Annotated in this window: 7 protein-coding genes and 1 pseudogene; 3 read left to right on the plus strand and 5 right to left on the minus strand. The window is 52.8% G+C overall.

The features are described from left to right. The 5 genes from F8I07_RS06490 to F8I07_RS06510 all read right to left on the minus strand — a co-directional run. Nucleotides 1-398 (minus strand): hypothetical protein (locus tag F8I07_RS06490; RefSeq protein ID WP_292657280.1); only part of this gene is annotated, 398 nt, incomplete at its 3' end. Next, the gene (locus tag F8I07_RS06495; protein WP_292657283.1) at nucleotides 395-1,228 is read right to left on the minus strand and encodes an agmatine deiminase family protein; all 834 of its coding nucleotides are present in this window, start codon (nucleotides 1,226-1,228) and stop codon (nucleotides 395-397) included. The genes F8I07_RS06490 and F8I07_RS06495, both read right to left, overlap by 4 nt. Beyond that, complete coding sequence (locus F8I07_RS06500) at nucleotides 1,221-1,421, minus strand: sigma factor-like helix-turn-helix DNA-binding protein (RefSeq protein WP_292657286.1); 201 nt, start codon at nucleotides 1,419-1,421, stop codon at nucleotides 1,221-1,223. Before F8I07_RS06500 ends, F8I07_RS06495 begins: the two co-directional genes overlap by 8 nt. Nucleotides 1,422-1,537: 116 nt before the next feature. Beyond that, complete coding sequence (locus F8I07_RS06505; protein WP_292657288.1) at nucleotides 1,538-2,635, minus strand: PcfJ domain-containing protein; 1,098 nt, start codon at nucleotides 2,633-2,635, stop codon at nucleotides 1,538-1,540. A gap of 310 nt (nucleotides 2,636-2,945) precedes the next feature. Beyond that, nucleotides 2,946-3,587 (minus strand): hypothetical protein, encoded by a 642-nt coding sequence (locus tag F8I07_RS06510; protein WP_292657289.1) that lies wholly within the window; start codon nucleotides 3,585-3,587, stop codon nucleotides 2,946-2,948. A gap of 179 nt (nucleotides 3,588-3,766) precedes the next feature. On the opposite strand from F8I07_RS06510, the gene F8I07_RS06515 reads away from it, so the two are divergent. The 3 genes and pseudogenes from F8I07_RS06515 to F8I07_RS06525 all read left to right on the plus strand — a co-directional run. Then, entirely contained in the window at nucleotides 3,767-3,892 is a 126-nt protein-coding gene (locus F8I07_RS06515) for a hypothetical protein (RefSeq protein WP_292657292.1), read from the plus strand. Nucleotides 3,893-4,294: 402 nt separating this feature from the next. Then, complete coding sequence (gene gyrA / locus F8I07_RS06520; protein ID WP_292657294.1) at nucleotides 4,295-6,829, plus strand: DNA gyrase subunit A; 2,535 nt, start codon at nucleotides 4,295-4,297, stop codon at nucleotides 6,827-6,829. Further along, nucleotides 6,826-7,304, plus strand: a pseudogene (locus F8I07_RS06525) (aspartate-semialdehyde dehydrogenase); the annotation flags it as partial. The gene gyrA and the pseudogene F8I07_RS06525, both read left to right, overlap by 4 nt.

A 7,304-nucleotide genomic window follows, 5' to 3' on the forward strand; every position in this document is an offset into this window, starting at 1 on the left:
GATATTAAGAGTTCTTTGTTTTCCAATACAGAACGTATTAATATTCCTCCATAGATGTTTTTACCGTCTCCAATTGTAATGTCCATTCCGCTTCCATGAAAGTACCAACAAAGACGCTGTTTTTGTTTATGATCATATCCTTTTTTATATGATTCATAAGAGTGGCAGTAGCAATCCTCATGATCATCTCGACAGTAGTAAAATTCCAACTCAGAAATTGTATATTTATTATCAGTAAATGAAGATTCTATTTCTACACATTTCATTAAAAATGTTGCTATTTTGCAAAATATATTTTCAATATCGGATATATTGCACTTATTTAATTTATCTATCATCCAACCCAATGACTTCACTGCAGTACCTTGAATTTCAAAACAGTTTTGTTCTTTACTCATCGTTTTCTCCTAAATATCTCCCAACTCACACAATTCAGTGCACCGCCATCCTTCACGATTTCCCGAGAGTCGATAGAAACGATCTCTTTTGAGGGAAAATGCCGCTCCAGTTGCTGCAATACATCCTCCTCGTAAATCGTTCCCAGCACCGGGACATAAAGTGCCTGATCACTCTCGTAGAAATTGATGGCACAAAGCCAATCATTCTCCTTATAATATCCAGAGTCTACTTTCAAAGGGATCACCTCGAAACTGACATCACGTAGGACCTTTTCGATACTCTCTTTCAAATCTCTTGATCCTGGATGAAAGTCATTTAGCAGGACGTGCTTGTCGTCGATGAATCGGCACATCCCATCCGCATGCCCCGTCATGTCTATGTCCGATGGATCGCAGGGAATGATGATCAGGCGATCCAGTTCAAGCATGGTGCGAATTGTCTCCACGATCTCTTTTTCATCCCTGTCACTGTTTTCCGAAAAGACTCTATCGCTTACAACAGCAGTACCACCGTGGAGAATGAGATTGCCCCCATCAAGTTTCAGATCGCAAAAGCGGGGAGAGATTCCAAGTTCCGGAAGAAACTCCTCCGGACGGCTGCGATAACGGTCCTTCCCTGCCAGATATGCAGGTTCGTAGCGGAACTCTACTGGCATACCTCCCGTTCCATAAACCGGCAGAAAATCCCTGCACCAGATGTCACGGGTATTCTCCAGAAGTTTCCATTGCTCCCCCCGCTTGCGCAGCTCTTTCGTAAATCTCCGGTAAAACGGCGCGTATTCTTTCGTGTCACGCAGCCAGGAGGAGAGGCAAAGTAATGGCTTACTCATCGAGATACTCCCGCAATTTTCGTGAGACCAGCGGAGAGCGGATCTTGCGGATCGCCTGCATTTCGATCTGGCGGATACGCTCCCTGGAAAGCCCCAGGATTTTCGCCACCTCTTCCAGGCTCATTTCCGCATTGACGGTGTAACGTTCGGGATTTCTCCTTCGCTTTTTTGGGGCAACTTTTCGATCTGTCATAATAACTCCTTATAAGGTGCAAATCGATAGGCCACACAAGGTGACGACGTCTGCCGAATCGGGATCATGGCAAAAAGAAGATTAAAATTTCCTTTAATAAATCTTAATTAAATTTATTAATTGTTTATATATTTTTTTACCAATTTTTTAATCTTTTCAGGAGGGGATGTATTGCCTTTTCCAGATAGCTGAACCACCTCCCCCTCGACGATTTCCAGAGCGTATTTGATCTTATCGTTTCGAAAAATCCCCAATACGATGCACTCACCCTTATCCACACGGCTGATATAACTCGCCAGGCAATTGCGCAGATCACGTCCCCATTCGGCCAGCTCCCGTCCGGTTTTCGGCAAACGGAAGCTCCATCCATCATACTCCCCCTCGTATCGAAGCACCTCACGCGGATATTCAAATTCGATCGCCCACTCCCACTCGCGCTGACTGCCTCCTGCCGCCTCGGCCAGGCGATCATGCAGCGCTTCGACATGCGCCGACGGACGGGCGAAACGTTCCCGCATTTGATCGTTCCGGTGCATCACTCGCATTAGGCGGTGGATATCTCGGATATATCGGTTTGAGAGATGAAACGGCTCCACACTTCTGTAGAAACGGACCGCGCCACGCTCACCGTAAAGATCTATGATCCATCGGCTAAACTCCAGAGCCTCTTCCCAGGCCAGAGCGGAAAAGAGGCGACTTTTGACCTCCGGGGAAAGTCTGATGAGTTTCTCCAGGTGGTTGGGATCTCCGATCGTCCTGGCGAAAACCCTATCGGGGAAGACGGAATAACATTCTCTTTGCATCGCTCTTTTGTATGTCTCGAAAAAAGCACGTCTGACACGCTTCTCTTTTCGTCCCGCCAGGATCCAGGAAACCGACTCCAGAACCGTCTCGAATTTTGGTATCGATCCGGGAAGGGCGTCCCAATCGATCCAGAAAAAGAAATCCAACTCCCTCAAATGCGGATTACGCAGAAAAAAACTCACGACATATAAGCGCCGATCGGATGGAAATGAACGCCAATGTTCATCGTTGAAAAGCCATTCTACCTCTGGTACGGGCGTAATTGCCAGCCATGAGAGCAGATAGTGGTGAAGTTCCCGAAATATTTTCGGCCCCTGGGGGCCTTGGATCCCTTTCTCCGTGATGATCTTCGCATCGAGCAGATGTGGCTCCAGCCGTTCCATCTCCAGATCGCCAGCTCGGCTCAACATGATCCGGGCAATGGGAAAATCTCGATAGATCGGCCTGCCCTTCTCTATATCCAATGGAATCGGCACTACGGCACTTACTGTCCAGGAATCAGAAGTTGCTTCCACCCGCCATTCCCAAACAAACGGAGAGCGATAGCGAATGTCGGTCTCTTCCATAAACTCCCATACGTCGATGAACCATGATCCGCATCGCTCACATTCCGGAACCTGCATTGTCTCTTCACATGGTTCTATGGTTCGATAATCACCACATCTGCAAAATAGATGCCAACGTTCCTCATCTTCCAATACCCAGGAGTTCCCTGTGATCTCATGCATGATTCATCACCTGATCTTCGAAGAGAGAACACACGATCCGCTGGGGATCCCTCGGCCTGAAAGGCTCTTTCAGACGCTTCAGGGACGGAAGCCGGATATATCGGATGGGCTGTGACCGGAGACGGCACAACTCTTTGGGATCATCGGGCAGATAACGATCCAGGATATTCCAAGGCAGATGGGCACGCGGCACTCTGAGAATAAGAGACTGTTCAATCGTTTCCGGGGATTCCAGATGTCCGACAATACGCTCTACCCGTTCAGGATCATTCCAATGTACCAGCGTAATATCCCGCCGTCGTCTCCACCCCTCGTATTCAATAGCCCGTACGTTATAGAAGCTTTCCGTTTCATTCATTATCCCATAGATTCGAACCGCACAGCGCCGATTTTTCTCCTCATCGCCGTAACATAGTTGAAGCCCTTTACGAAAGAGTCGAATGAATGTCCCTTTTTGCAAACAGCTTTCATCCAACCCCTCGATTGAACTTCGGAACCCAAGTTCTGGATCTTCCAGCAATACCTCGATCTCAGCCAGTTCGAAAAGCACTCCATCCCGTCGGATCAGATAGTTTCGAAAAACCTCCAACGCGATCCCATCGGCAATTTTGACCATCGTTCTCAAATCCGACATCTCCCCACCTCCATCTAGATCGGAAAATGATGACAGATCTGGAAAATCTTCGCCACTCGACGTATTTCCGGCAATCGTGGGATGGCAATCCCACGCTACGACTCTCACAGAAAAGAGTAATCCTGCGGTAATTCCCCCGAGGTATGATCTCCAAAATCCTTTGCAAGGTCACTGGACATATGGAGAGAAAATTCAGCGAAACTCCCGTGGGCGTCGAACTGCTGATGCGCCATCTGAGTATCTGGCTGCGTCGGATCCGGCACTTCCTGCGAACGAATTACCGCTGGTACTATGACAACAGTTAACCGTTTTCTTTTTTCTTTCCTATCCTCATTCCATAGTCACCGTAGAAAACCTTCGTCATTCCGGACCCGATCCGGAATCCAGGGCCTTGAATGCCCATTGGACTGTGGATCCTGGATCGAGTTCAGGATGACGGAAATGCCTCATTTTATGGCGGGAATGAATTCCCGCTTCCAAAACCACGCCCCCTGCGGCACACCGAAATTCATCATTCATCATCGTGGGATAGCAATCCCACGCTACATCATCTTCGGTTCCTCATTCCTCATTCCTAATTCTTCACTCCTCACTCATCACTCTTCACTCCTCACTTGAACGCCCAGCGTTCGCTTAGCTCCCTTTCGATATAATCTACCCATTTTAAGATCCCGGTAAAATGCCGGATCGCAAGATCAAGGAGTCCCATGAACGATCTGTTTGAAAACAGCGAAGCCGTGGAGCAGGTCAAGATCGAGGAGAGTATCCAGGGGAGCTACCTGGATTACTCCATGAGCGTCATCATCGGCCGGGCGCTGCCCGATGCCCGTGACGGCCTCAAGCCGGTCCACCGTCGCATCCTCTATGCCATGAACGAACTCAACCTGACCCACCGGGCCGCCTACAAAAAATCGGCCCGTATCGTCGGGGATGTCATCGGTAAGTACCACCCCCACGGCGATACCGCCGTCTACGACGCCCTGGTGCGTATGGCCCAGGATTTCAGTATGCGGATCCCTCTCGTCGACGGACAGGGGAACTTCGGCTCCATCGACGGTGACAACGCCGCAGCGATGCGTTATACCGAAGCGCGGATGACCAAACTGGCCGAGGAGCTGCTGCGGGATATCGACAAAGATACCGTCGATTTCGTCCCCAACTACGACGACAGCCTCCAGGAACCCGACGTGCTGCCCAGCCGGGTCCCCAATCTGCTGCTCAACGGTTCCGCCGGTATCGCCGTCGGGATGGCGACCAACATCCCGCCCCACCGGCTGGACGAGCTGATCGACGCCCACCTGATGCGCCTGGAGAACCCCGAAGCCGGGGTGGAGGAGCTGATGCAGGCGGTCAAAGGCCCCGACTTCCCCACCGGCGGCGTGATCTTCGGCAAGAAAGGGATCATCGACGCCTACAGCACCGGCCGGGGACGGATCAAAGTCCGGGCCAAGACCCACATCGAGCAGCACAAGAACCGGGAAGCGATCGTCGTGGACGAACTCCCCTACCAGGTCAACAAGGCCCGCCTGATCGAGAACATCGCCCAGCTGGTCCGCGACAAGCAGATCGAAGGGATCAGCGAGATCCGGGACGAGTCGGACCGGGAGGGGATCCGGGTGGTCATCGAGCTCAAGCGCGACGCCATGAGCGACATCGTGCTGAACAACCTCTTCAAATCGACCCAGATGCAGACCACCTTCGGGATCATCATGCTGGCCATCGTCAACAAAGAGCCCAAGGTCTTCACCCTGCCCGAGCTGCTGGATCTCTTCATCAACCACCGCAAGACGGTGATCATCCGCCGGACCATCTTCGACCTGGAGAAGGCCCGCGCCCGCGCCCATATCCTGGAAGGTCTCAAGATCGCCGTCGACAACATCGACGAAGTGATCAAGATCATCCGGGGCAGCGCCGACGACACCGAGGCCAGAGAGAATCTCATGAGCCGCTTCGGCCTCAGCGAGATCCAGGCCCGGGCGATCCTGGAGATGCGCCTGCGCCGCCTGACCGGTCTGGAGATCGAAAAGATCGAGAATGAGCTGGCGGAGCTGCGCAAGACCATCGAATACCTCGAGAGCATCCTCAAGAGCGAAAGCATGATCGAAGAGATCATCAAAAAGGAGCTGCTGGAGGTCAAAGAGGCCTTCGGCGACGAGCGGCGCACAGAGATCGTGGACGACTACGACGACATCGACATCGAGGACCTGATCCCCAACGAGCCGATGGTCGTCACCATCACCCATCGCGGCTACATCAAGCGGGTCCCGGTCAAACAGTATGAAAAACAGCGCCGCGGCGGCAAAGGCAAGACCGCCGTCACCACCTACGAGGATGATTTCATCGAGCGCTTCTTCATCTCCAACACCCACGATACACTGATGTTCGTCACCGACCGGGGACAGCTCTACTGGCTCAAGGTCTACCGGATCCCCGAAGGGTCCAGGGCCGCCAAGGGCAAAGCGGTGGTCAATCTGATCAATCTGGACAAGGATGAGAAGATCAAGGCGATCATCCCCACCCAGGACTTCAACGAGGACAAGAGCCTGGTCTTCTTCACCAAGAACGGGATCGTCAAGCGGACCAACCTGAGCGAATACTCCAATATCCGCAGCGTCGGTGTCCGGGCCATCAATCTGGACGAAGACGACGAGCTGATCGATACCAAGATCATCCGACCCGATACCCAGTGGCTCTTCGTCGTCACCAAAAAGGGAATGTGCATCCGCTTCCCCGTCACCGATGTCCGAGAGATCGGCCGGGTCGCCCGGGGGGTCACGGCGATCAAGTTCAAGATCGACGGTGACTATGTCTGCGGTGCCACGACCATCGAGGATGAGAACGACGAGATCCTCATCGTCAGCGAAAAGGGTCTGGGCAAGCGGACCCCCGCTAGCGAGTATCGGGAACAGAGCCGGGCCGGCAAAGGGGTCATCGCCATGAAACTCACCCCCAAGACCGGCGATGTGGTCGGCGTGGTCTTCGTGGAAGAGGACAAGGATCTGATGTGTCTGACCAGCGCCGGCAAGATGATCCGGGTCGATATGCAGAGCATTCGCCGTGCCGGTCGGGCCACTTCCGGGGTCAAAGTGGTCAATGTCGAGGGCAAAGACCGGGTCGTCAGCATCGCCAAATGCCCTAAAGAGAATGAAGAGGAGGAGCTTTCGCTGGAAGGCGATGAATCCGCTTCAATCGAAGAACAATCTGAAAACAACAATGACAAAGAACAAGGAACCCTGATATGAGCAGAGCCTACAATATCGCCGTTGTCGGCGCCACCGGTGCCGTCGGCGAAGAGATCTTCCGGATTCTGGAAGAGCAGCAGTTCCCCGTGGGAGAGGTCCTACCTCTCTCCAGTGCCCGGGGTGCCGGGACCGAGATCGAGTGCTGCGGCCGGAAATTCGTCACCGAAGAGCTGACCGAAACGGTCTTTGAGGGGCGCGACATCGACATCGCCTTCTTCAGTGCCGGCGGCAGCGTCTCGGCCCGCTTCGCCCCCTACGCCGTGGAGGCGGGAGCCGTGGTCATCGACAACACTTCCCATTTCCGGATGGATCCCAAAGTCCCGTTGGTGGTCCCCGAGATCAATCCCGAGGATATCGAGCTGTGGCGGGAGACCGGCATCATCGCCAACCCCAACTGCTCCACGATCCAGATGGTCCTGGCCCTCAAGCCTCTCTATGATCTTTACGGTGGGATCAAGCGGGTCGACGTGAGCAC

It is taken from the genome of Nitratifractor sp. (assembly GCF_015487065.1).
Lineage (GTDB): Bacteria > Campylobacterota > Campylobacteria > Campylobacterales > Sulfurovaceae > Nitratifractor.